We start from the raw sequence: 22,040 nt of genomic DNA, 5'->3' as shown, positions 1-22,040 counted from the left end.
CAGGCAGTCATTCAGTAATTAAAGATAGAAAAAGTTTTAAGGCGCTCCTTATCTGGGATGGGTATTTAAGACATGAGCAAGGTCAAGATTAAATTTAATGGGGTCGAGATCGAGGTCGAGAAGGGGACCCTTCTGATCGAGGCGGCGAAGAAGGCGGGGATCGAGATCCCGCATTTCTGTTATCATCCGAAGCTCAAGCCCGATGCGAATTGCCGGATGTGCCTCGTCGAGATCGAGAAGATGCCGAAGCTGCAGACCTCCTGCAGCACCCCCGCCACCGAAGGAATGGTCGTCTTATCGAATTCTCCCCGTGTACAAGATGCCCAGTTCGGCGTGATGGAGTTCCTCCTCGGCAACCACCCGCTCGACTGTCCCGAATGTGATCAGGGGGGAGAGTGTCAGCTCCAAGACTTCGCCCACCAATATTCTCCGACCACGAGCCGTTTCACCGAAGAAAAACGCGTTTTTGAAAAGACCTACTTTGGACCGCTCGTCGAAAAAGAGATGAACCGCTGTGTTTCCTGTCTCCGCTGTGTTCGATATTGTGATGAAGTCATCGATTCGAACGCGCTCGGCTCGATCGACCGGAGCAGCCACCACCAGATCGGCGCCTTTGCGCAGCATGAGCTCGATTGTGAATTTTGCGGCGGCTGCATCCAGATCTGTCCGGTCGGCGCGCTCACCAGCCGGCTTGCGATGTACGACTATCGCCCCTGGCAGTTGAAGAAGACCGAAACGATCTGCAACTACTGCGGCGACGGCTGCCTGATGACGATCGAGGCGGTGAAAGACGACGTGAAGCGGGTCAGCTCGGAGCTGGGGACCGGCCGAAACGAGGGGGATCTCTGCGCCCGCGGCTTCTTCGGATATGGGACGATCAATCATCCCGATCGGCTCGCCCGCCCGACCGTCCGGCTTCAAGACCGGCTGCTGCAGACGACCTGGGAGGGGGCGACCGACAAGATCGTCGCCGGCCTCAAACAGATCAAAGCGCAATATGGTCCGCAGGCGATCGGCGGGGTAATCTCGGCCCACTGCACGAACGAGGAGATCTATCTTTTCCAAAAATTGATGCGGAAGGTGATCGGCACGCAAAATATAGACAGCGGCGCCCGCTATGGACATATCAACGCCGTCTCCGGCCTCAACGACGTTTTTGGGACGACCCGGCTCGCCCGCTATGAAGATATTATCGAAGCCGATGTCCTTCTCGTCTTTGCCGGCGAGATGACCGAGTCGAATCCGATCACCGGCCTCAAGGTCAAAGAAGCGATCAAAAAGCGGGGGGCGAAGCTGATTGCGGTCGACGCCTTCAACCGGCAGAGCGACGCCTATCGAAGCCACCTCCCGCGGCACGCAACCCATCACCTTCAGATCAAAATGGGGAGCGAGGCGACGGCGATCCTCGGCCTGACCAAAGCGCTGGTCGAAGGAGGCGCTCCCCTCTCCGCGTCGGCGGCCTTTGTCGAGAAGGTCAAACAGTCGGTCGCAGGGATCTCATTCGGGCAGATTGAAGCGGTCACCGGTGTCCCCGAGTCGATTTATAAGTCCGCGGCCGCCCTCTATGCCGGGGCAAAGCGCGGCGTGTTGATCTTCGGCCGGGCGATCATCCGAAGCGAGAACGGCTATCGGAATACGGTGGCGCTCGCGGAGCTGGCGATGTTGGCCGGTCAGGTCAACAAGCCGGGTTCGGGGATTCTCGCTTTGGCGAAGGAGAACAATGCGCAAGGGGCGATAGAGATGGGGGGGAGCACCGAATACCTCCCCGGATTGGCCGCAGCACCCGCCGGCGGACTCACCCTCTCGGAGATGATCGATGCCGCGGCGCGGGGAGAGATCAAAGCGCTCTACCTCGTCGGAGAAAATCTCCTCCGCTCGCTTCCGCAAAAAAAGGTCGAAGAGGCGCTCCGCAAAGTCGATCTGCTGATCTGCCAAGATCTCTTCCCGAACGAGACGACGGCGCTGGCCCACATCATTCTTCCGGCGACAAGCTATGCTGAGAAGGAAGGGCGGTTCACCAATCACGAAGGGGAGATCCAGAAGGTTCGGAAAGCGATCGAGCCGCTTGGCAATGCCAAGCCCGATTGGGAGATCTTCTCGCTGATTGGAAACAAGCTCGGAGAAGCCGAATCATTCAATTATAAAGATGCCGATGCGATCTGGAGAGAGATCGTCATGGCGCTGCCGGCCGGATGGCCCGCTTCCTCACCGGAGGGGCTCTCGGCCAAGATCGCCGCCTACGGTTCGTCGGCGAGAAGCCAGGGGACGGTCCCGGCGCCTGCGGCAACCAACGGACATTTCGACCTGCAGATCGGGCAAATCCTCTTCCACTCCGGAAAGACGTCGACCTACGCAAGCGGGCTGCTCGGCCTCTTCCCGAAGGAAGCGGTGTTGATGCACCCCGACGATGGGGAGCGGCTCGGCCTGGAAGAGGGGGAGGTGGTTGAGCTCTCCGCCGACGGCGGCGGGGCGGTTCAAGCTCCGGTGAAATTCAGCAAAAAACTGGCGACCGGCACCCTCCTCTTTCCGGAACATTTCGGGATGGAGATCAAACGGCTTCTGCCGGTGTCGACCGATCCGAAGAGCCGCGCCGTTTATACCGAGCGTGGAAAGGTGAGCCTCTCGAAGGTATCGGTCTCGGTCGGAAAATGAGCAGATAAGGGATCATCATGGATGCAACGTTAAAGTTAGTGGTCATTCTGATCGAGATCGGCGCAGTGATGGGGATTGTTCTCCTTCATGTCGCCTATTTGACCTATCTCGAGCGAAAAGTGCTAGGGGACATGCAAGACCGGATGGGCCCGATGGAGGTCGGCTTCCATGGACTGCTGCAGCCGATCGCCGACGGCCTGAAGCTCTTCTTCAAAGAAGACATCATCCCGGCCGGCGCGAACCGGTTTATCTTCTCGGCGGCGCCGATCTTGGTGCTCATCCCGGCGCTGATCGGGTTCGCCGTGGTGCCGTTCGGGCGGGATTCTCTCCAGATCGGACCGCTGGAGATCAAACCGGTGATCACCGACATCAACGTCGGCATTCTCTACATTCTCGCCTTCGCCTCGCTCGGCGCGTATGGCATTTTGCTCGGCGGATGGGCGTCGAACAGCAAATACTCGCTCCTCGGCGGATTGCGGTCGGCGGCGCAGGTGATCAGCTATGAGCTCTCGCTCGGATTGGCGCTGGTCGGCCCGATTCTCCTCTCCCAGTCGCTCTCGATGGTCAAGATCACTCAGGCTCAGGGGGGTGGATTCTGGAAGTGGTTCGTCGTCGTTCAGCCGATCGCCTTCGTGATCTACCTCATCTGCGCCATTGCGGAGACGAACCGGCTCCCGTTTGATCTACCGGAGGCGGAGAGCGAGCTGGTGGCGGGCTTTTTCACCGAATATTCGGGGATGCGGTTTGCCTTCTTCTTCCTGGCCGAATATGCTAACATGATCCTGGTGTCGTGCATTGCCACGGTCGCGTTCCTCGGCGGCTGGCACGCTCCGCTCTCCTTCCTGGAGTTCATTCCACCGATTGTTTGGTTCTTGATCAAGGTTTACTTCTTCCTGTTCTTCTATATTTGGCTTCGTGCAACCGTTCCTCGATTGCGGTTTGACCAGCTGATGGCATTTGGATGGAAGATCATGCTTCCCTTGTCGCTGGCGAATATTTTGATCACATCGACGGTTGTTTACCTTCTCAATCATTAGAGGTGATGTATGCCGACTTTAACCGATTTCGTTAAGAAGGTCTCCTTCGCGGAGATTGCAAAGGGGCTCGGCGTGACCTTCAAGCATCTGTTCGTCAAGCCGATCACCAATCAGTACCCACATCAAAAACGAAATCTGCCCGACGGCTACCGGGGGGTGATCGTCCACCTCCGCTACGACGACATGACCGAGAAGTGTGTCGGCTGCGCCCTCTGCGAGGCGGCCTGTCCTTCCCACTGCATCACTGTCAACAGCGCCGAGCGGGAAGACATGCCGCAGAAGCGTTTCGCCAAACAGTATATTCTCGATATGACCAAGTGCGTCTTTTGCGGATTTTGTGTCCAGGCCTGTCCGGTCGATGCATTGGCGAGCAGCAAAGAGTACGAGATGGCGACCGGCAACAAGCGAACCCTGATCATGGACAAAGAGATGATGCTGGCGCTGGGGGACAAATATTTCCCGAACCGCCAGAAGCGGCCGGAGTACACCGAAAACCGGCTCGGCTTCTTCAACAAGGTCAAGGAAGAAGGGTTCCCGGTCGCGAAGAAGGGAGCTGCCTAGGTTGATTCCTCAACTCTTTTTTTTCTTTTTTTCGGCGATGATCTTGGGGGGCGCGGTGGTCGCGATCACCTCGCCGAACCTAATTTACTCGGCGCTTGCGCTGTTGGTGACGTTGATCCATGTCGCCGGAATCTACGTTTTACTCAGCGCGGAGTTCGTCGCAGCGGTCCAGGTGATCGTTTATGCCGGTGCGATCCTGGTGCTTTATCTCTTTGTGCTGATGATCTTTTCCGAACACCAAGGCCAGCAGGCATTGCACGCCACCTATCCGGTCGGCGTTTTCTTGGGGGGACTTGCCCTGGTGGAGATGTTGGTCGTCTACTGGGGAACCGGAGCGGCCTCCGACGGAGGCGCCGTCGGTCCGCCGGTCTGGGCCGAAGTGGGAAATACGCAGGCGATCGGCGCACTGCTTTACACAAAATATCTCTTCCCTTTTGAAATTGCGTCGATCATCTTATTGGTGGCGATGGTCGGGGCGATCACCCTCGGCAAGCGAACGACCAGGGCAAAAGAGGTCCCAGCGGCGACGAATGGAAGCGCCAATGGACATGCGGCCCCGGTCCATGCAACGCCGGTTCCGCGGGTGGTCTTGGAGCAGCGCGAAGGGGAGCACGTCTAAATTTTGATCCGGACCGGGAGCGCTCCTCCCGGTTTTTAATGTGAGGGAACGTGGTTCCGCTTTCTTATTTCATCACACTCAGCTTTTTTCTCTTCTCGATCGGGGTGGTCGGGATCTTGATCCGTCGGAACATTTTGATGGTCTTAATGGCGATTGAGCTGATCTTAAATGCCGTCAACATCAACTTCGTCGCCTTCTCCCGCTTCCATCAGTCGCTCGACGGACAGATTTTCGTCTTCTTCGTGATGACGATCGCCGCGGCGGAGGTGGTGGTGGGGCTCGCGATCGTGATCGTCGCCTTCCGCCGGCGCGCCACGGTCAATGTGGATGATTTCAATTTAATGAAATGGTAGGAGTGCCGATCTGATGTCGCCGGTCCAGCTCTGGCTGATTCTTTTGTTGCCGTTGATTTCCGCAGCGGTGATCACCGTCTTCACCCGAAAATCGCCGAAGGTCAGCGCCGCCATCTCGGTCGGCGCGGTGGTCGGCTCTTTTCTCCTGACGCTGGGGCCGCTGCTCCACCGGTTGGCCGAGCCGGACGCGCCCGCCGTGGAGTCGTATTGGTATTGGATCAACCTCCCGACCCTTCAGATCAAGATGGGGGTGTTGATCGACAACCTCAGCGTCGTGATGCTCTTTGTCGTCACCGGGGTCGCCTCGCTGGTCCACATTTACTCCACCGAATACATGCATGGCGATTCGAGCTACTCCCGCTACTTCGCCTCGCTTTCGTTCTTCACCTTCTCGATGCTCGGGATCGTCCTCTCGAACAACCTGGTCCAGACCTACATCTTCTGGGAGCTGGTCGGATTGGCCTCGTTCAGCCTGATCGGCTTCTGGTTTGAGAAGCCGTCGGCGGCGGAGGCGTGCAAAAAGGCGTTTCTCACGACCCGCGTCGGCGACTTTGGTTTTGTCATCGGGATCGTGCTCCTCTATTTTACCGCCGGCTCGTTCAACTTCGCCGAGCTGCAGGCGACGCTGAAAACCGGGGGCCTCCCTGCGGGGTTGATCACCGCGTCGGCGATCTTGGTTTTCATGGGGGCGGTCGGAAAATCGGCCCAGTTCCCGCTCCATGTCTGGCTTCCCGACGCGATGGAAGGTCCGACGCCGGTCTCGGCGTTGATCCATGCGGCGACGATGGTGGCGGCCGGGGTCTATCTGGTCGCGCGTACCTTCTTCCTCTTTGCCGCTTCTCCGAGCGCGTTGGAATATGTCGCCTACACCGGGGGGATCACGGCGATCATGGCGGCGACGATTGCGATCGCGCAGAACGACATCAAGCGGATCATCGCCTATTCGACGTTGAGCCAGCTCGGTTTGATGATGATGGGGCTGGGGGTCGGCGGCTATACCGCCGGAATGTTCCACCTGACAACCCATGCCTTCTTCAAGGCGCTTCTCTTCCTCGGCGCAGGGAGTGTGATCCACGCCGTCCATACGCAAGATATCTGGGAGATGGGGGGGTTGTCAAAGTATCTAAAAATCACCGCGCCGACCTTTTTGATCGGGGCGCTGGCGAACGCCGGGGTCTTTCAGCTCGCCGGCTTCTGGAGCAAAGACGAGATCCTGGTGGCGACGGTCGAATCGCATCATTATTTTCTCTATATCGTGGCGCTGGCCACCTCTTTCTTTACCGCGCTCTATATGTTCCGGCTCTTCTTCGTCGTCTTCACCGGTCCTTCGCACAAAAAAGAAGAGGCCCATGCGCATGGACATGGCGCGCACGGGCATGACGGGCATGGCGCGGGGCATGGCGATCCGCACGAATCGCCGCCGATCATGACAGTGCCGCTGATGATTTTGGCTTTTTTCTCGATCTTCGTCGGATTTTGGGGGGCGCCGTTTATGGAGCATGGGTTTGCCTCGTTCATCCACTTCGGCGAGGGGCATCACGGCGTATTCCACCTCTCGATTGCCTTTGCCGGGACGGCGGTGGCGGTCGGCGGGATCGCGCTCGCCTGGGCCTTCTATTCGGCGCACCTCTTCTCGGCCGATGCGCTCGTTGCCCGCTTTCCCTTCATTCATCGGACGCTGCAAAATAAATATTATTTTGACGAGCTCTACTTCTGGATGATCAAGCATATCCAGGGGGGCATTGCGCTGATCTGTAATTGGGTCGAAGAGTGGGTTGTGATCAATTTCGTCGTTAATGGATTTGCCTCGCTCACCGCTTGGTTCGGCGCGACCCTTCGTCTCTCCGAGACCGGACGGCTTCAGACGTATCTGATGATTTTCATCACCGGCGTGATCTCGGTGATTCTACTTCTCTTGGCCATTTTCATCCCATCCCAGGTGATGGCGCTGAAGTAACCTTTAGAAAGGTCGATCGTGGCAGGATTTCCCTATTTGAGTGTGATCTTCCTCGCCCCGCTGTTGGGGGCGATTATAATACTGACCCTCTCCGAAGAGCGGAAAGAGGCGATCCGGTGGACTGCGGCGGCGACCACCTTGGTCTCCCTGCTCCTCTCGCTGGTGATTCTCTTCCAGTTCGATAAGACGGCCGGCGGGTTTCAATTCGAAGAAAAACTCGAATGGATCCCGGCGCTCGGGATCAACTGGCATCTGGCGGTCGATGGAATCAGCGTGGCGATGGTCCTCCTCACCTCCCTGATCATTTTCACCGGGGTCTTCGTCTCCTTTGCGGTTCAAAAGCGGGTGAAGGAGTTTTTCGTTCTCCTCCTTCTTCTCGTCTGCGGCGTCTATGGCGTCTTCATCAGCCTCGATCTCTTCTTCTTTTATTTCTTCTATGAGCTTGCCGTGATTCCGATGTATCTCCTCATCGGCATTTGGGGAAGCACCAACCGCGAATATGCGACGCTGAAGCTGACCCTCTATCTTACCTTCGGGGCGGTCATCGCATTGGTGCCGATTCTGACGATTTATGCCGTCTCCAACAAGGAGCTCGGCCACTACACATTCGACATGCTGGAGCTGGCGAAGATCCATTTCTCCGACCGCTTCCAAATCCTCTTCTTTCTTCCGCTTCTGATCGGCTTCGGAACGCTCGTCCCGATGTGGCCGTTTCACTCCTGGTCGCCGGGCGGCCACGCGGCGGCGCCGTCGGCGGTCAGCATGCTCCATGCCGGGGTGCTGATGAAGCTGGGAGCTTATGGCATTCTTCGGATGATGTACCTCTTCCCGGTCGGCGCCCATTACTGGATGCCGCTGGTGGCGGTCCTTTGCATGATGAACATCCTCTACGGCGGCTATGTGGCGATGTCGCGCCGCGACCTGAAGTTCATGGTCGGCTATTCGTCGAGCAGCCACATGGGGTATGTGTTGCTGGGGCTGGCGAGCCTCAACGTGATCGCTTTCAACGGCGCGGTTCTGCTGATGTTTGCGCACGGGATCATGACCGGACTGGCCTTCGGATTGATCGGCTTTCTTTATGACCAGACCCATACCCGGATGCTTCCCGAATGGGCGGGGGACTATGGATACGACTCCGCGAATGCGTTCGATCATTCCCAGAAAAAATATCCGGAGCTTTCGGGCCTCGCGAAGCAGCTTCCGTTCCTCGGCTTCTTCTTCATCGCGATGTCGATGGCCTCGTCGGGGCTGCCGGGCTTTGCCAACTTCGTTTCGGAGTTCATGATCATTATCGGAACGTTCAAGGCCTACCCGATCCAGACGGTCCTCGCCGCCTTCGGCGTCGTCATCACGACCGTCTACTACCTGCGGGCGATCCGGGCGGCGTTTTTCGGAGAGATCAATCCAAAATGGAAGACGCTGCGCGATCCGATGACCTGGACCGAACGGCTCCCTTTCGTTACTTTGTTATTGGTTCTGATGATTATCGGTTTTTATCCGTCGATCTTGATCAACACGATCCAGAGCGGATCGGCCGCCATCTTGGAGCGGATTCAGGGAGGCGCGGGATCTCAAACGGTCGCCTCGCTCGTCTCCTGGACGGCCGGTTGGCTGAGATAGTTTTTGGAGGGTTTACGTCGGCATGATTGAATCGTTGATGCGGGTCTTCCCGGAAATCCTGGTCGGTCTGTTGGGAATGACCGTGCTCGTCCTCTCCCCGTTTGCCAAGCGCGACCGGAGCGATCTGGCCTATGTCAGCATCGGCGGAATGGCGGTGATTCTTCTCCTGACGCTCCTCTTCGGAAGCCGGATGGAAGGGGTGGCGTTCGACCGGATGGTCATCATCGACTCCTACACCTCCTTTTTCCGGGTGATTTTTCTGCTGACAGCGATTTTGGTGATGACGATGTCGATCGACTATGCCAAGTACTTTCCGTCCCGCCAGGGGGAGTATTACACGCTGCTGATCTTCGCGACGATGGGGATGATGCTCCTGCCGGCCTCCGGCAACTTCATCACCCTCTTTCTTTCTCTGGAGCTTCTCTCGATCTCCTCGTACATCCTGGCCGCCTACATGAAGAACCATCCGAAATCGGTCGAAGCGGGGCTGAAGTATCTGATCGTCGGCGGACTCTCGACCGGAACGCTGCTCTACGGCATCAGCTTCATATATGGCCTGACCGGCACCACCGATTTTCAGGGGGTGACCGCCTGGATCACCACCCGCGGCCGGATCGATCCGGTCTTACTGGTCGCCGGCTTTTTGATCTTGGTCGGCCTCTTCTTCAAGATCGCCTCGGTTCCGTTCCATGTCTGGGTCCCCGATGTGTATGAGGGAGCACCGACGCCGGTGACGGCGTTCCTCTCGGTCGGCTCCAAAGGGGCCGGCTTTGCCGTATTGGTCCGGGTGCTGATGAACGTCCTGATTCCGCTGAAGCAAGAGTGGATTTTCCTGGTGGCCCTCTTTGCGGCGCTGACCCTTCTCTTCGGCAACCTCGCCGCGATTCCGCAGACGAACATCAAGCGGCTGTTGGGCTACTCCAGCATCGGTCAGGCGGGGTATCTGCTGGTCGGGCTCTCTTCGGCCAATCACCTCGGGGTCAGCGCGATTCTTTTTTACCTCCTCGCCTATCTTTTTTCGAATCTGGCCGCCTTCCTCGTCGTCGTCATCTTCTTCCGGACGACACAGAGCGATGAGATTAAGGACTACTCCGGTTTGAGCCGCCGCTCACCGCTCCTGGCATCGTCGCTCACGCTCGGGCTCCTCTCGCTCGCCGGCGTTCCGCCGCTTGCCGGGTTTTTCGGAAAGTTTATTCTGCTCGGCGCCGCCGTCCGGGAAGGGGAGTTGTGGCTCGTCTACATCGGCGCCCTCTGCATCGTCATCTCGCTTTATTATTATTTGATGGTGATCAAGCAGATGTATATGGGCGAAATCAAAGACCCCCGTCCCCTCCCGATCGCCCCCTCCGCCCGCTGGGCGCTCTATGCTTGTATCCTCGGCATCCTGATCATCGGAATTTACCCCTCTCCCTTCCTCAACATGGCGATGGCCGCCTCGAAGATTCTGTTCTAGAGAAAGTTTTCCTATCTCGTCCCGCATTGCGGAACGCTATACAGGTTATTTGAGTCAATGCATTTCTGTCCTGCATGCGTACCCTGCTGCGGATTGCGGGCATAAGGGGACTGACGGTCGAAGAAAAGAAAGACCCTGCCTGCTCAGATAAACAGCTTTCCTAATCGTTCAGAAAACGGTATTTCAGAAGGGTGTATACGGCGGTGACGCCGTCTCGAAGGAACAGGAGCTTCTTTCCCTCAACCCGGGTGCGGGGTTGGTAGGAGATCGAAACCTCTGTGATGGCATGGCCGCGCTTCAAGAGCTTGGCGGTAACTTCCGGACAGAACTCGAATCCGGTGCAGTGGAGCGCGATTTCTTTGAGGATCTCTGCCTTAAAGACCTTGTAGGCGGTTGCTTCGTCGGTGAGGTGCGCGCCATAGAGAACACGGGTGAGCGGCGTCAGAATCCGCTGCGCCAGCCGGCTTTTCCAGGGAATGCGGTTGGTCCCGCCCGAAAAGCGCGAGCCGTAGACCACCGAAGCGCGGCCGGAGAGGATCGGTTCGAGGAGCCGTCCGACCTCTTTCGGATCGAGCTCCAGATCGGCGTCTTGAATTAGGATGATCTCTCCGCTCGCATACTTCAACCCGATCCGAATCGCCATCCCCTTCCCAAAATTCCGGCGAGAAGAATAGACCGTCACGACATCGGCATTTTTTCTCTGCTCCTGTTTTAAGACGTCGGCCGTCCCGTCGGTGGAGCCATCGTCGATGACGATGATCTCCTTCTCGACGCCGGGGAGCTTGACCGATAAGAGCTGCTCGATCACTTCGCCAATCGTCGATTCTTCATTGTAGACCGGGATGAGGATGGAAAGCTTCATGACAGGGAGTATATCTAAGGGTTGTATAACGGTCAAACCGGAGGGAATCGCCTGATCGGGTTTGCGGTGTTTATAAAAAGACGTGATGGTTTAGTGTCGGTTATTGTTATTCATATCGGGATAATCTCGCCAACCCGACAAGGAGGTTGGCGAGATGGTAGGAAGATCCTACGTGATGAGCAATGGAGACGGCGGCGACTCCTAAAGCAGATCGACCATCTGCGGCTGTCTTATTTATGTCAGCTCCTAGATCTAAAAGTAGAGGTACAATCGCTAATCACCACTCCTGGATGCCCATACGCAAATGAGTTGCAGCCGATCCATCACCTCTCTTGCAGCGGACGCATCGAGCCCGACCTCGGGGACAACCCAAACGACCTGTACGATTCCCTTCAGTCCCACCCGGCGCTTATTACGTCATCGCCTATGATGATGGGCGACCAGTGCAGTAGTGGAGCGTGGCGAGCCGAATAATACCCTGGCGACCACTGCGACGTTAAATATCGGTCCTGATCTGATTCCAACTGCGGTGACGGCATCGAAGTCAGGTAGCACGCTGACCTTGACCGACTCGGTGAAAAACCAGGGGACCGCCTCCGGCGCCTTTACGGTCCGCTTCTATCTCTTCCTCGACAGTACCTATCCAGCCGGAACCGATATCTTCATCTGCAGCCGATCGGTGGCATCGCTGGCGGCGGGGGCTTCCAATCCAACCTCCGGGACCCAAACGACCACTTGCACTGTTCCTTCAGCTCCGGCGGGGAGCTACTTCATCATCGTCAACGATGATTCGGGAGGTGCTGTCTCGGAGAGCATAGAAAGCAATAATACGAAGGCCACAACAACCAAGGAACACTCCCTTAGCGAATGGACCGAATTGATGATTCAGAATCGGCCGTGCAAAGATCGCACGGCCGATTTCCTTTTAAAAAACCCCTTCATTCCGAAAAAGTCTAGACTTTCCTACTTGACACCGGTTCTTCTTTGATGTTAGATTTCCAAGTTATTTTGATTTGGATCGGCGCCATGGCAGAGGACGACAAAGATGCTCAGCGGCGCCAGGTAATCGTCTTGACCGCGATTCCAATGGTGTTGGTCGCCGGTCCGCTGGTTGGCTTTCTGATCGGCAACTATTTGGACGGAAAATTCGGAACCGGTCCCTGGCTGATGATCCTCTTCCTGATCTTGGGAGGGGCGGCCAGCGTCAAGCAGGTGAAACAGCTTCTGTCCAAAACCTCGGAGAAATAGGTGAGCAAGGCGTTCTTGAGAAGGTGGCTGATCGGAAGCGCCTCTCTTCTATTTTTGATGGTTTCTTATTCTATTTTGTTCGGTTATTCCTTTGTTGCATGGGGATTGGCGTCCGCGGGGGGGTGGAGCCTGCTGAACCTCTGGCTTTTAAGAGAGTTAATTCCGTGGATGCTTCAGACGGAGCGGAAGCCGTTGCTGACGATTCTCTTTTTGGTTTCCTTCAAATTGCTTCTCTATGGCGGCGGACTCGCCCTGCTATGGTCGTTCCCATTCTCGAAGGTCGGCGTATTCATCGGTTTTTCAGTTCCGCTTCTGTTCATCTCACTCCAGGCCCTCATACAAGCCGGCAAGATGACCGGCGGCGTTTTTAGATTCGGGGGAAGTCATGGCTGAACCGCATGAGGTGGTCACACACGGGGCGGCATCCCACGCGGCTGCAGAATCGGGGAGCCCGGAAGCAGCCAACGTTGTCTCGCTGATCCGAGAGGCGCTCGGCGAGGGGCCGGTTGCGGACTTCTTGCATCATTATGAGAATGTGATCTTCTCCGCGTTGATCATTCTCATTTTGGTTTTCCTCGCCCGGTTTGCAGCGCGCCGGCGGGAGCTGATTCCGGGTAAAGTCCAGAATCTCGGTGAGATGATTGTGGAGGGGCTCTCCAATTTTTACGGCGGCATCCTCGGCCCGCAGGGAAAAGCCTACATTCCCTTCCTTGGGACCCTCTTCCTTTATATCTTTTCTCTGAACCTCTTCGGTCTGATTCCGGGGATGAAATCGCCGACGTCGAGCATCAATACGACGCTGGCGCTTGGACTGACCGTCTTTGTGGTGGTCCAATATACCGGCATTCGAAAGCTGGGGTTGATGGGTTATCTCGACCATTTGATGGGTCGGCCCCGCGACGTGATCGGCTATTTCATGATCCCGATGATGCTGCCGCTGAATCTGATCCTCGAAGTCTTTCTTCCGCCGGTCAGCCTCTCGCTCCGTCTTTTCGGAAACGTCTTCGGGGAAGACACATTGATCTCGGCGTTCGTGATCATCGGCGCGGCGACTTTCTTTATCCCCTTTCAGCTTCCATTTTTATTTCTCTCGCTTTTGCTGGGGACGATTCAGGCACTGATTTTCAGCTTGTTGGCAACGATTTATATCTTTATGGTTTTCCCTCACGAGGAAGGCCATGAACATGGGTTGGTGACCACCGACCAAATTGGAGAGCATCACCACAAAAAATAAACTTCGAAAACAATCGGATCGGGTTTATTCACCTAACGAAAGGAGATGGATGTGAACACTGCGACTGCGTTGGCTTTTGCGTTGCCCTTGGCTGTGGGGATTGCGGCATTGGGGTCTGCAATCGGGTTGGGATTGGCGGTTCGGTCCGCGCTGGAGGCGATCGGGCGGCAGCCGGAGGCGTCGGGTAAAATTCAAACGGCCATGATCATCGGCGCCGCCTTTATCGAGGCGTTGACGATCTATGCCCTCCTCGTTGTCTTCCTTTTCATGGGACGGGTCGCCTAAATCGATTGAGGGAACCGGTTTGTCAGGGCGGGCGACGCTCGCTCCTCCGGCCTCATCATAGGGATTTCAGAGATGGATATTCAAATTCAGCAGATCATTACGCAGGTCATCGGTTTTCTGATCCTCCTTTGGGTCTTGAGGAAATTCGCCTGGGGTCCTCTCTCCTCCATCTTGGAGGAACGACGCTCAAAGATTATCGCCGAGCTGGAAGAGATCCGCGTCGGGAAAGCGTCGCTTGAGCAGATGCGGCGCGACTACGAGGTGAAGATGGCGGAGATCGAGAATCAGGCCCGGGCCCGCGTTCAGGAAGCGGTCGTCGAAGGGCAGCGGGCGGCGAAGGAGCTGGCCGACGAGTCTCGTGCAGAGGCGCGCCAGATCCTCGACAAGGCAAAGGAGAGCATCGAGCGTGAGATGCAGAAGGCGAAAGTCCAGCTTCGGGACGAAATCGCCACCATCGCCGTCGCCGCGGCCGAAAAGATCGTCCGTCAGGAGATGAACAGGCAGAAGAACAAAGAGCTGGTTCTGCAATATATGAATGAGCTGGAAGGGTTTAAATGAAAAGTGAGGTCGTGTCTGAGCGGTATGGCGAGGCCCTCTTGGAGGTGGCGGAGGGCCATGCCCTGGCAGAGACGGTGCTGGCGCAGATTGAACGCTTCCTTCAGGCATCTGCCCGTCTTCCCGACCTCCCCCGCTTTCTAGAAAACCCGCGCATTTCCGAAGAGAAAAAAGAGGCGCTGATCGGGCGGATTTTCGAGGGGGAGGCGCAGCCGATATTGATCCGATTCGTCCACCTTCTCCTCCGCAAAGGCCGTATCGGCTATCTCCGCGACATCTTTGCGCTCTACCCCAAGTTACACGACCGCAAGCGGGGGATTCTAAAGGGAACGCTGACCACCGCCTACCCGTTGGAGCCGGAGATCCTCTCCCAAGTAAAGTCGAAGCTCGAATCGCAAGTCCGCCATACGTTGGAGCTGACCCCGATTGAAGATCCGGATATCCTCGGCGGATTTATCTTCTCCACCGGAACCCTCTTGATTGACGCCAGCGTCCAGAAGCAGCTGGAAGACCTCGAAGAGAAATTAAAAGCGGTCTCGCTGATTTAGCGTCGGACGTCTCTTCCAGGCGGTGTCCCCTTTCTTTCTCATCGATAGAAACGACAGAAAAAGCAACGACAGAAAATGGATCAAAATAATGTATTCTTTTCGATTCGATAGGGATTGAAATGGAAGCGATGAAGAGTGTATTCTAACAAGAATAGAGACTTCACCCATCGGCGGGATTTTCGTCCAGAGGTATTCGAAAAAAGTGTCAGAGATGGATTCGGTTATGAAAAGCAATCGGAAAGTCCTCGTCGTAGACGATAACCGCGACACCGTCCGGATCATCCGCGATGCATTGGAAGGCGCCGGTTTTAATGTCGTCTCCGCCTATGACGGCAGAGAGGCGCTCGATCTCGTCCAGAGAGAGGCGCCCGATTTAATGATCCTCGACCTCATGATGCCGAAGATGAGCGGCTATGAAGTGTGCAATGAGATTCGAAAAGATCCGAAAACAAAAGAGCTGATCGTCCTGATGTTGACCGCCCGCTCCGACATCGATGCCAAGATCCAGGGGATCGAAGGGGGGGCGAACGATTATTTGGTAAAGCCGGTCGAGCCGCGCGAGGTCGTCTCTCGGGTCCGCCGGTTCCTTGCGACCGAAGGAGCCTATCAGGAAAAGGTTCTGCTGGAGCGGCTGGAGGCGATCGGACAGATCAGCCTGACTGTCCGGCACGAGATCAACAATCCGCTCGCCGTCATCTGCGGGCAGGCGCAGCTTCTGCTGCAGCGAAAAGATCTGACGGAAGAGCTCCGAAGCAAACTTAAGATCGTCTATGAAATGGGCCTTCGAATCAGCGACATCGTCAAGCAGCTCGATCAGGTCCAAGATAAGACCCGGGAGTATATTCGGGGCGAAAAGATGATCGATATCCGTCCGGCGAAGCGGCGTCCCACCGGCACCTAATCCTCCCAGATTGGAATGCGGCGGCGCTCCCAGCATCTGAAATCCAACGTGATTTCTCCTCAAAATCTTGACAATTGCGCGAGAAACAGTTTATAGTGAGCAGTCTTTTTGCCTTGACGTGAGAAGGTCCGTCTCAAGGCCGTTCAATTTTGTCGATGAATCGTTATTGTTGAAGGAGAGAGGCATGGCACTCAAGCCAGAAGAGGTGACCTCCATCATTAAGACGGAGCTCGAGCAGTACCAGACGGAGCTCCACCTCGAAAGTGTCGGAACGGTGTTGCAGGTCGGCGACGGCATCGCACGTGTCTACGGTCTCGACGACGTGATGGCGGGCGAGCTGGTTTCCTTTCCGGGAAACGTGATGGGGATGATCCTCAATCTCGAAGAGGACAATGTCGGCGCGATCCTCTTCGGCGCCACCAATCACATCAAAGAAGGGGATATCGTTAAGCGAACCGGCAAGATCGCCCAAATTCCGGTTGGGGATGCCATGGCCGGACGGGTCGTCGATGCCCTCGGCCGTCCGATCGACGGAAAGGGACCGATCGTCACCGATCGCACCCGTCCGCTGGAAGGGCGGGCGCCGAACGTCGTCGAGCGCCAACCGGTGAAGGAGCCGGTCCAGACCGGCCTGAAGGCGATTGATGGAATGATTCCGATCGGCCGCGGCCAGCGGGAGCTGATCATCGGCGACCGACAGACCGGAAAGACGGCGATCGCCCTCGACGCCATTATCAATCAAAAAGGGAGCGGGGTTCACTGCATCTATGTGGCGGTCGGCCAGAAGTCGTCGAACGTCGCGGCGGTGGTGAAGACGCTCGAGAAGTATGGCGCGATGGAGTATACGACGGTCGTCTCGGCGACGGCCAACGAAGCGGCTTCAATGCAATACATCGCCCCGTATGCCGGCTGCACCATCGGCGAAGAATTCATGTACACCAATCGGGCCGCGCTCGTCATTTATGACGATCTCTCGAAGCATGCCGCCGCCTACCGTCAGCTCTCGCTCCTGCTTCGTCGTCCTCCGGGACGCGAGGCCTATCCGGGCGATGTCTTCTATCTCCACTCCCGTCTGTTGGAACGGGCCGCCAAACTGAACGACAGTTTGGGCGCCGGCTCCTTGACCGCGCTGCCGATCATCGAAACGCAGGCGGGCGACGTCTCGGCCTATATCCCGACGAACGTCATCTCAATCACCGACGGACAGATCTATCTGGAGACCGATCTTTTCTATGCCGGGATTCGACCGGCGGTCAACGTCGGGTTGTCGGTCTCCCGCGTCGGCGGCAACGCTCAGACCAAGGCGATGAAAAAGGTGGCGGGACGGCTTCGGTTGGACTTGGCCCAATACCGCGAGCTCGCCGCCTTTGCGCAGTTCGGCTCCGATCTCGACAAGGCGACCCTGGCGCAGCTGCGTCGCGGCGAGCGGATGGTCGAGCTGCTCAAGCAGGAGCAGTATCAGCCCTATTCAATCTCCCATCAGGTGATGGCCCTGTACGCCGGGACGACCGGCCATCTCGACGACATCGAGGTGCCGAGCATCCGAAAGTTTGAAAAGGCCTATTTGAAGATGATGGATGAGCGTTATCCGGAAGTCGGCCTCGAGATCGAGAAGACCAAAGCGCTGACGGACGATCTGACCCGGAAGATGGACGAGGCGATCACCGCCTTCAAAAAGGACTGGCGGTCGGAGGAGGCACGATAAAATGCCGGTTTTGACCCTCCGGGAGATCCGCAAGCGGATCCGCGGCGCCCAGAAGACTCAACAGATCACCAAGACGATGCAGATGGTCGCCGCCTCGCGTCTGAAAAAGTCGGAAGAAAAGCTCCGGCAGTCGAGGCCTTATTTCGAGAAGATGGAGATGATCCTCCGGCATCTGCAACAGTCGGAGAGCGAGTTCAACCATCCCTTCTTCCAGCCGCGCGAGGTGAAATCGATCGGCCTGGTCGTTGTCACTTCCGACCGGGGGCTCGCCGGCGCCTACAATTCGAATGTCATCGCGCGCGCCGAGGAGTTCTTGCTCGAGCCCCGCTCTCAGACGGTGAAGCTGGCGCTCATTGGAAAGAAGGGATACGATCATTTCCGAAAGCGGGATTGGCCGATTCTTTTGAAGCAGGTCGATATCGCCGGCAAACCCGATTTTCAGAAGATCTCCGACATCATGCATCAAATCGTTCAATTCTATCGATCAGGCGAGGTTGATGCGGTTTATTTGATTTATACGAAATACTTTTCGGCGATGTCGATCAAGCCGACCGTGGTCAAATTTCTCAACCTCCAGCTGGAGGGAGATGCGAAACCGGTCCAAACCATCCTCGAGCCAAGCCTCGACGAGATTCTCGAGCAATTTCTGCCGCAATACATCGCCTCCAAGATGTTTATCTCGCTGGTGGAGGCGTTTACGGCGGAGAATTCGGCCCGGATGGTGGCGATGAAGACGGCGACCGACAATGCCAAGGAGATGATCGAGCGGCTGACGCTTCAGCGGAATAAAGCGCGGCAGGCGGCGATCACCAAAGAGATTTTGGAAATCGTTACAGCGGGCGAAGCGCTGAAAGCTTAAAAACAAGGAGTTTATTATGGCCACAGGTCAAGTCGTTCAGGTGATCGGTCCTACCGTCGATATCCGTTTTCCTGCGGAGCAGCTGCCGCCGATCCTCAACGCCATTCAGATCGAAGACGCGGCATTGGGAATCAAATTGATCGTCGAGGTGGCGCAGCATGTCGGCAACGACACCGTCCGCTGTATTGCAATGGGATCGACCGACGGGATGGTTCGGGGAATGAATGCCGATGATCTCGGGAAGCCGATCTCGGTGCCGGTCGGCGAGCAATCGCTCGGACGAATCTTCAGCGTCCTCGGCGATCCGATCGACGGAAAAGGCCCGGTGGCGCATCCCGACCACCGCTGGGCGATCCATCGGCCAAGCCCGAACTTTGAAAGCCAGGTGCCGGTGACATCGATTTTGGAGACCGGGATCAAGGTCGTTGATCTGCTCGCCCCGTATGCCAAGGGGGGAAAGGTCGGCCTCTTCGGCGGCGCCGGGGTCGGCAAAACCGTGATCATCCAGGAACTGATCCGAAATATCGCGACCGAGCATGGCGGTTACTCCGTCTTCGCCGGGGTCGGGGAGAGAACGCGCGAAGGAAATGAGCTTTATCTCGAAATGAGCGGGTCGGGGGTGATCGACAAGACGGTGCTCGTCTTCGGTCAGATGAACGAGCCGCCCGGCTCGCGGCTGCGGATCGGCCTCTCCGCCTTGACGATGGCCGAATATTTCCGGGATGAGAAGGGGCAGGATGTGCTCCTCTTTATCGACAACATCTTCCGGTTCGTTCAGGCCGGCTCCGAGGTGTCGGCGTTGCTCGGGAGAATGCCCTCCGCGGTCGGATACCAGCCGAGCCTCGGGACCGAGATGGGAGAGCTCCAGGAGCGGATCACCTCAACCACCAAGGGATCAATCACCTCAGTGCAGGCGATCTATGTTCCGGCCGACGACATCACCGATCCGGCGCCGGCGACGACCTTCACCCATCTCGATGCGACGACGGTGCTCTCCCGGCAAATTGCGGAGTTGGGGATCTATCCCGCCGTCGATCCGCTCGATTCGACCTCTCGTCTGATGGATCCCCGGATCATCGGCGATCAGCATTATCAGACCGCCCGCGCGGTGCAGCGGACGCTCCAGCGGTACAAAGACCTTCAAGATATCATCGCCATCTTGGGAATGGACGAGCTCTCCGAAGAAGATCGCGTGACGGTGCAGCGGGCCCGAAAAATCCAGCGGTTCCTCTCCCAGCCGTTCTTCGTGGCGGAGGCCTTCACCGGCTTACCCGGAAAGTATGTGAAACTCGCTGATTCGATCAAAAGCTTCCAGATGATCGTCGATGGAAAATATGATTCCTTGCCGGAGCAGGCTTTCTATATGGTCGGCACGATCGAAGAGGCCCAAGAGAAGGCGGAGAAGCTGAGAAAGTAACAGGGGAGCGAGATCTCCGACCGGTTATTTTAAACGGAGCCTCTCGCCCGTGTATCCCGTTTAACCCGCTGAGAAAATATGGCCGATAAAAGCTTTCATCTTACCGTCATTACCCCGGAACGGGTCTTCTTCGAGGGGGCGGTCCGCTCTCTGGTCGCTCCGGGAGGGGCCGGCAGCCTCGGCATTTTGGTCGACCATGCCCCCCTTATCACCACCCTTCAGTCGGGCCGGCTTGCAATTACCTCGCCCGACGGGAAGATGCAATCATTTCTGATCGGACCGGGATTCCTGGACGTTCTCAAAAATGAGGTTACCCTCCTGACCGAGTCGGTACAGGCTGACATTCCGACAAAATTGTCTTAAATTCCTTGACACATAAATAAAACCGATGCTATACTCGGCTCGTTTTTTTTGAAAAAAAATCGGTACGGGATAGCGCGTTTAAAGATAGTCATTATAGTTATCATTCTGCAAGAAAGGGGGTGACACGCTTAAGGCAACACTCAATTTTCAGTTCCTTTTTATTCCGTTCCTGTTCTAGCTCTATTTGTTCGCAGCAATGCGTTTTGCGGTACTTTGTTCAATTCGGAAAAGGAGGTTAGGATGAAGAAGTTATGGGTTGTGGCCTTAGCAAGCCTGGGTTTATTACAAACCGCGTCGCTTTATGCCGCGGCAGACATTAAGTTTGAGGGAGATTTCCGCGTTCGCGGCATCTATGCGGATAACCTAACGGATGCGAACAAAGATACCCCTGATGAGCAGGCCTTCGCAGACGGGCGCTTTCGTTTGAAAACCACCGCGACGGCAGGGATCGTCTCCGGTATCGTGACACTCGATTTCACCAGCTCTTTCATTGATCCCGGAACCAACGCCGGACTCGGCTGTAACGTGACCGGTTGTACGACCGGAAACTACCGGTTCGGGTCGGCGAACTTGGGCGGAAGCTACAACATCGTCGGCGTCCGCGAGGCCTATCTCAAGCTCGATCTCAATATGGTGAAACTTGCCTTCGGCCGAGGTCAGATCAAGCTGGGGCACAGCCTAATTTTAGATGATACCGCCGATGGAATCCTCGCCAAATTTGGCGCGGGCCCGGTCAATATAATGTTGGCCGATGCCAAGCTCCGTGAGAGCAATGCCGTCGGTCCTTCCACCACCGGTGTCGGAACGGGTGGGGATACCGATCTCTATATCGCAAAGTTTGGGTTCGCCCATGAAGAGATGCACAATCTCGGTCTCTTTGTGACCTATCTGAATGATCGGGGGCCTTCTTTTATCGCAGCATCGACGACCCCGGATAAAACCGATCTCTGGACCGCCGGCGTGACCGCCGATGCCAGACTCGGTATTGTTTCTCTGAGCGGCGAGTTTGATTACCTCACCGGCAGCCAGGACAACCTCAGCGGGACCACGCCAGGTTCGACCGACTTGAAAGGGTGGAACGTCCTTCTCGATGCCGGATTGAAGGTGGCGATGTTTGATGTCGATATTACCGGCCTCTACACCACCGGTGATAAAAGCGCGACAGATAATAAAACCAACATTAACGGGATCTCCGGAGACTTTGTCCTCGCCAATATCTTAGTGAACGACAATGTCAACAGCGACCGCGAGGGACAATGCGCCAGCATCGGCGGCGCCCGGATCGGTTCCGGAGGCGCCAGCTGCGTCGGCGGATTGGGAATTCGAGCGATTCGGGTCGGTGCCGGGTTTGAGCTCGGTATGTTGGGCAAGGGTTCTCATACCGAGGTGGCCGCGATCTGGGCCCAGACCGGAGAACGTCCAGCCGCAGTTGCAGGGGTCAGCGCTAAGAAAGACCTTGGGATTGAAATTGATCTCAATCACAGACAGAAATTGGATGAGAACGTTTCTGTCGGCGTGAACCTCGGTTATCTCTTCGCTGGCGACTTCTGGAAGACCGCCGGCGCGACCGCAGCAGGGGAAGGGCCGGCCGACAACATTGTTAAAGGAATCGTCTCTCTCAACTACATGTTCTAAGTTTTGGCTCGAATCACCGAAGCCCCCCGGTCTGACCGCCGGGGGGCTTTTTTATTAGCCAAGCGATCGCCGGGGGCGGCGGCGCTATCTCTGGGTAAAGAAGTTTGTTAAAATAAAGCGATTGTCCGCCGATTCAGCGGGATAATCAGCAAATCAGTCCGTTTTAAGGAACAGAA

22 protein-coding genes are annotated in these 22,040 nt (G+C 56.6%); 21 read left to right on the top strand and 1 reads right to left on the bottom strand.

Annotation, left to right across the window (positions count from 1 at the left end; genetic code table 11):
* The first annotated feature begins 72 nt into the window (after positions 1–72).
* The 8 genes from nuoG to HY282_13525 are packed head-to-tail and all read left to right on the top strand — an operon-like array spanning position 73 to position 10,252.
* Positions 73–2,652: an NADH-quinone oxidoreductase subunit NuoG gene (gene nuoG / locus HY282_13560; GenBank protein ID MBI3804778.1), complete on the top strand. Its 2,580-nt coding sequence runs from the start codon at positions 73–75 to the stop codon at positions 2,650–2,652.
* Between the two features lie 17 nt (positions 2,653–2,669).
* Positions 2,670–3,689: an NADH-quinone oxidoreductase subunit NuoH gene (gene nuoH, locus HY282_13555; GenBank protein ID MBI3804777.1), complete on the top strand. Its 1,020-nt coding sequence runs from the start codon at positions 2,670–2,672 to the stop codon at positions 3,687–3,689.
* Positions 3,690–3,698: 9 nt separating this feature from the next.
* Complete coding sequence (gene nuoI, locus HY282_13550) at positions 3,699–4,250, top strand: NADH-quinone oxidoreductase subunit NuoI (GenBank protein ID MBI3804776.1); 552 nt, start codon at positions 3,699–3,701, stop codon at positions 4,248–4,250.
* Between the two features lie 37 nt (positions 4,251–4,287).
* Positions 4,288–4,869, top strand: coding sequence for an NADH-quinone oxidoreductase subunit J (locus HY282_13545; GenBank protein ID MBI3804775.1), 582 nt, complete (start codon positions 4,288–4,290; stop codon positions 4,867–4,869).
* A gap of 50 nt (positions 4,870–4,919) precedes the next feature.
* Complete coding sequence (nuoK, locus tag HY282_13540) at positions 4,920–5,222, top strand: NADH-quinone oxidoreductase subunit NuoK (protein ID MBI3804774.1); 303 nt, start codon at positions 4,920–4,922, stop codon at positions 5,220–5,222.
* Between the two features lie 13 nt (positions 5,223–5,235).
* A complete protein-coding gene (gene nuoL, locus HY282_13535) occupies positions 5,236–7,179 on the top strand; it encodes an NADH-quinone oxidoreductase subunit L (protein MBI3804773.1) in 1,944 nt (647 codons plus the stop codon).
* A gap of 18 nt (positions 7,180–7,197) precedes the next feature.
* A complete protein-coding gene (locus tag HY282_13530; protein MBI3804772.1) occupies positions 7,198–8,799 on the top strand; it encodes an NADH-quinone oxidoreductase subunit M in 1,602 nt (533 codons plus the stop codon).
* 22 nt (positions 8,800–8,821) lie between these two features.
* The gene (locus HY282_13525; GenBank protein MBI3804771.1) at positions 8,822–10,252 is read left to right on the top strand and encodes an NADH-quinone oxidoreductase subunit N; all 1,431 of its coding nucleotides are present in this window, start codon (positions 8,822–8,824) and stop codon (positions 10,250–10,252) included.
* A gap of 160 nt (positions 10,253–10,412) precedes the next feature.
* Here the strand turns inward: HY282_13525 and HY282_13520 are convergent, their stop codons facing one another.
* Positions 10,413–11,114: a glycosyltransferase family 2 protein gene (locus HY282_13520; protein ID MBI3804770.1), complete on the bottom strand. Its 702-nt coding sequence runs from the start codon at positions 11,112–11,114 to the stop codon at positions 10,413–10,415.
* 451 nt (positions 11,115–11,565) lie between these two features.
* On the opposite strand from HY282_13520, the gene HY282_13515 reads away from it, so the two are divergent.
* The 13 genes from HY282_13515 (at position 11,566) to HY282_13455 (ending at position 21,864) form a co-directional block, all read left to right on the top strand.
* Entirely contained in the window at positions 11,566–12,102 is a 537-nt protein-coding gene (locus HY282_13515; protein ID MBI3804769.1) for a hypothetical protein, read from the top strand.
* 38 nt (positions 12,103–12,140) lie between these two features.
* Entirely contained in the window at positions 12,141–12,362 is a 222-nt protein-coding gene (locus HY282_13510; GenBank protein ID MBI3804768.1) for an AtpZ/AtpI family protein, read from the top strand.
* The gene (locus HY282_13505) at positions 12,363–12,755 is read left to right on the top strand and encodes a hypothetical protein (GenBank protein MBI3804767.1); all 393 of its coding nucleotides are present in this window, start codon (positions 12,363–12,365) and stop codon (positions 12,753–12,755) included. It abuts the gene before it with no gap.
* Positions 12,748–13,596: a F0F1 ATP synthase subunit A gene (atpB, locus tag HY282_13500; GenBank protein MBI3804766.1), complete on the top strand. Its 849-nt coding sequence runs from the start codon at positions 12,748–12,750 to the stop codon at positions 13,594–13,596. Before HY282_13505 ends, atpB begins: the two co-directional genes overlap by 8 nt.
* 45 nt (positions 13,597–13,641) lie before the next feature.
* Positions 13,642–13,881, top strand: coding sequence for an ATP synthase F0 subunit C (gene atpE, locus HY282_13495; GenBank protein MBI3804765.1), 240 nt, complete (start codon positions 13,642–13,644; stop codon positions 13,879–13,881).
* A gap of 72 nt (positions 13,882–13,953) precedes the next feature.
* Positions 13,954–14,439 carry a F0F1 ATP synthase subunit B gene (gene atpF, locus HY282_13490; GenBank protein MBI3804764.1) on the top strand — a complete coding sequence of 162 codons (486 nt, stop codon included), beginning with the start codon at positions 13,954–13,956 and terminating at the stop codon, positions 14,437–14,439.
* On the top strand, positions 14,436–14,984 hold the full coding sequence (gene atpH, locus HY282_13485) for an ATP synthase F1 subunit delta (protein MBI3804763.1): 549 nt from the start codon (positions 14,436–14,438) through the stop codon (positions 14,982–14,984). Before atpF ends, atpH begins: the two co-directional genes overlap by 4 nt.
* 223 nt (positions 14,985–15,207) lie before the next feature.
* Complete coding sequence (locus tag HY282_13480; protein ID MBI3804762.1) at positions 15,208–15,885, top strand: response regulator; 678 nt, start codon at positions 15,208–15,210, stop codon at positions 15,883–15,885.
* Between the two features lie 184 nt (positions 15,886–16,069).
* Positions 16,070–17,590: a F0F1 ATP synthase subunit alpha gene (locus HY282_13475; GenBank protein ID MBI3804761.1), complete on the top strand. Its 1,521-nt coding sequence runs from the start codon at positions 16,070–16,072 to the stop codon at positions 17,588–17,590.
* Between the two features lies 1 nt (position 17,591).
* On the top strand, positions 17,592–18,449 hold the full coding sequence (gene atpG / locus HY282_13470) for an ATP synthase F1 subunit gamma (protein ID MBI3804760.1): 858 nt from the start codon (positions 17,592–17,594) through the stop codon (positions 18,447–18,449).
* A 16-nt stretch (positions 18,450–18,465) separates the two neighbouring features.
* Positions 18,466–19,866: a F0F1 ATP synthase subunit beta gene (gene atpD / locus HY282_13465; protein ID MBI3804759.1), complete on the top strand. Its 1,401-nt coding sequence runs from the start codon at positions 18,466–18,468 to the stop codon at positions 19,864–19,866.
* Positions 19,867–19,944: 78 nt separating this feature from the next.
* Positions 19,945–20,229, top strand: coding sequence for an ATP synthase F1 subunit epsilon (gene atpC, locus HY282_13460; protein MBI3804758.1), 285 nt, complete (start codon positions 19,945–19,947; stop codon positions 20,227–20,229).
* Positions 20,230–20,469: 240 nt separating this feature from the next.
* Positions 20,470–21,864 (top strand): hypothetical protein, encoded by a 1,395-nt coding sequence (locus tag HY282_13455; protein MBI3804757.1) that lies wholly within the window; start codon positions 20,470–20,472, stop codon positions 21,862–21,864.
* Positions 21,865–22,040 lie beyond the last annotated feature (176 nt).

The sequence above is a fragment of the Candidatus Manganitrophaceae bacterium genome (assembly GCA_016200325.1).
Taxonomy (GTDB): Bacteria; Nitrospirota; Nitrospiria; order SBBL01; family Manganitrophaceae; genus Manganitrophus.
This window is presented reverse-complemented; position numbering and strand designations above follow the sequence as displayed.